Annotated in this window: 4 protein-coding genes; 2 read left to right on the top strand and 2 right to left on the bottom strand. The window is 63.7% G+C overall.

What is annotated here, in order from left to right; genetic code table 11:
• Positions 1-176: 176 nt before the first annotated feature.
• Positions 177-575: a type II toxin-antitoxin system VapC family toxin gene (locus Q1V87_RS03650; RefSeq protein WP_300590872.1), complete on the bottom strand. Its 399-nt coding sequence runs from the start codon at positions 573-575 to the stop codon at positions 177-179.
• Complete coding sequence (locus Q1V87_RS03655; protein WP_195693032.1) at positions 572-826, bottom strand: type II toxin-antitoxin system VapB family antitoxin; 255 nt, start codon at positions 824-826, stop codon at positions 572-574. Before Q1V87_RS03655 ends, Q1V87_RS03650 begins: the two co-directional genes overlap by 4 nt.
• A gap of 150 nt (positions 827-976) precedes the next feature.
• Between Q1V87_RS03655 and Q1V87_RS03660 the strand changes: the two genes are divergently transcribed.
• Positions 977-1,585 carry a hypothetical protein gene (locus tag Q1V87_RS03660; RefSeq protein ID WP_300590873.1) on the top strand — a complete coding sequence of 203 codons (609 nt, stop codon included), beginning with the start codon at positions 977-979 and terminating at the stop codon, positions 1,583-1,585.
• Complete coding sequence (locus tag Q1V87_RS03665; protein WP_300590874.1) at positions 1,578-2,273, top strand: hypothetical protein; 696 nt, start codon at positions 1,578-1,580, stop codon at positions 2,271-2,273. Before Q1V87_RS03660 ends, Q1V87_RS03665 begins: the two co-directional genes overlap by 8 nt.
• Positions 2,274-2,364: the final 91 nt, after the last annotated feature.

Below are 2,364 nucleotides of genomic sequence, written 5' to 3' on the forward strand. Positions count from 1 at the left end.
AGCCAGTTCTTGCGCAGGATGTGCAGGTAGTCGCGGAGCTCCATGGTGCCTCTCGGTTGGGGATCCTCGAACTATCCTCACACACCCGGTATTTCGCGCTGGTATCCGGTTGGTGTCCGGGAGGGGCGGACGGGGTGTTTCGACTCGCTTCGCTCGCTAGGCGAGCGGGGACGGGGTCAGATGGCCGCCGCGATGTCGGTCTGGGCGAAGTCGTCGCCCTTGAACAGCAGTGCGGCGCCCAGGCTGCGCGCGAGTGCGTACGAGTAGCAGTCACCCATGTTCAGTGATGCTGCGTGACGACCTTTGCCGAACCGGCGCCACGCTGCCGTTGCGATAGACGCTTGCGCGGCGTCGAAGGGCGCGACCGTTACGCGAGCGCGAGAGATGAGGGCTTCGAGATCCTGGGTAGCTGCCGACCCCTGCCGCGCTTCGGCCACGATCGTCGCCTCAACGAGCGTTGCCGCGCTCACGTGTAGATCGCCGACGTTCTCAGCGATCACGCGGGCGAAATGCGACGCATCCGCTTCGCCAAGGACGATGGCCATCAATGCCGACGTATCGAGGACGATCGTCATCTGGGCAGGCCGTGCTCGTCGTAGCCGATGATCTCGTCGGCCGACCGCGCATCCAGCGTCGCCCGATCGCGCCCTCGGGAGATGATCGCTTCGAGGTCGCTCTGCACATCGGGCGCCGTGGCCTGTGCCCTGACGCGGTCGAGGCGCTCGGCGAAGGCTCGCCGCGCGGCAACCGTGATGCTCTCGCCCGTTGCGTCGGCCAGAGCCCGCACCAGGCGATCGGCCTCGGGGTCCTTGATGTTGAGAGCCACGGTGGAAGTCTACCCTTTGAGGAAGAAAGGATGATGGCCAGGAAGATCGAGCCAGGCGATCCGCGATTCTACTTCTCGGTCGATTCTCGATTCCACTAATAGGTGGATTCTTGATTCTACTACTGAGTAGAATCAACGAGGAGGAAAGCGATGCGCGAAACCGATGCCGTCTGGCGAACGATGGTCGATGCTGCCCTCGCCGGGCGGAGGCAATGGAAGAACGCCGGTGACCTCGCGTGGGAAGCCGGCGTCGGAGAGAAGATCACCTACAAGGCATTGTCTCGTCCGACTGCGATCGGTGCAGTGACGAAACACCCCGGTGGAGGCTTCAGTGTGTCGGATCCGGAACGCGTCCTCATGCTGCTCGCGGCAGCTCGAACACTCGCGGGTGCGCGCGGAACCGAGTTCGCCGCGGCCCAGGACCTCGTCGCGCGTGCGCCTGAATATGCGATTGGGGGTACTCGTGCAGCTGCTCATCACCTCGGTGGTCGCAATCTCATCGCGGATCACGGAATCGCACTCGTCTACGTGCCCTTCGATACGGATCTCAATGGACTTCCACCTGGCGACGATGCGCGCGTGATCACGGTTGATCAGCACACGCTTGCGAAGTGGGGTGACGGGTTCACCAGTGCCGCGCAGACCTACGCGGATCTCTTCGCCCAGCCAGGGTGGCAGGCCAGCGAGTTCCGTCGTGCGCTGTGGCGGGAGTGGTTCGCGATTGACGATTGGGCGCGGGCGGAGGAACGCGTTGGCTGAGGTGCCTCTGGACGACGAGGGACATCTGAGGTTCGTCCTCGACTACCTGGGCCACGAACTCGACCCTTCGATCCTTATCGGAGGGTGGGCGACGTTCGCTCGCGTGGGCGGCGACATCAGCCGTGACATCGACCTGATCATCGGCTCACATGAGGTGCGGGAGAAGGTCAGAGGCGCCTTGTCGGAGCTGTCGGAGTCCAGCCATCTGCAAGGAACGAAGTGGCGCGGTGAAGTCGAGGGTGTCCACGTCGATGTGTACATTCCACACCAGTCCGAGCTCGGCGGAAAGCTCCGTCTACGGGTCGAGGTTCTCGCCGACCACACGGAAGACCTCGGCCAAGGCAAATGGCGTCTGCTCACGATCGACGCCCACACGATCTCGAAGATGGCCGCACTGCTCGATAGGCCTGACACCGAAAAGGGATTCAAGGATGCAAGGGAGATCCTGCGCCTTCTCGAGACAGGCGTCGACGCGTCCTCGGCGTGTCGCATACTCGCGCGTGCATCGGCCAGCCCGCAGGTGGAGCTCGTGAGTCATGTCGACGCAGCATTCGATCTACTGGGCCCCCGCTCTGGCGCCAACAAGGCACAACGCGAACGCATCCGTCGCTGGCGTCGAGAATGGGTGACTGCCATCGCGCGGGAAGTGGAGGCGCGCCCGCAGCGCGGCAGACCAGCCCTCGCCTGAACGCCCCGACGTCCGGATACATGCGCCGACTACAGTATGGGCATGAAGACCGAGCGGCTTCAGGTGCTCATTGAGACCGAGCAGCGTGAAA

The organism is Microbacterium sp., assembly GCF_030149085.1.
In the GTDB taxonomy this organism is placed as follows: Bacteria; Actinomycetota; Actinomycetes; order Actinomycetales; family Microbacteriaceae; genus Microbacterium.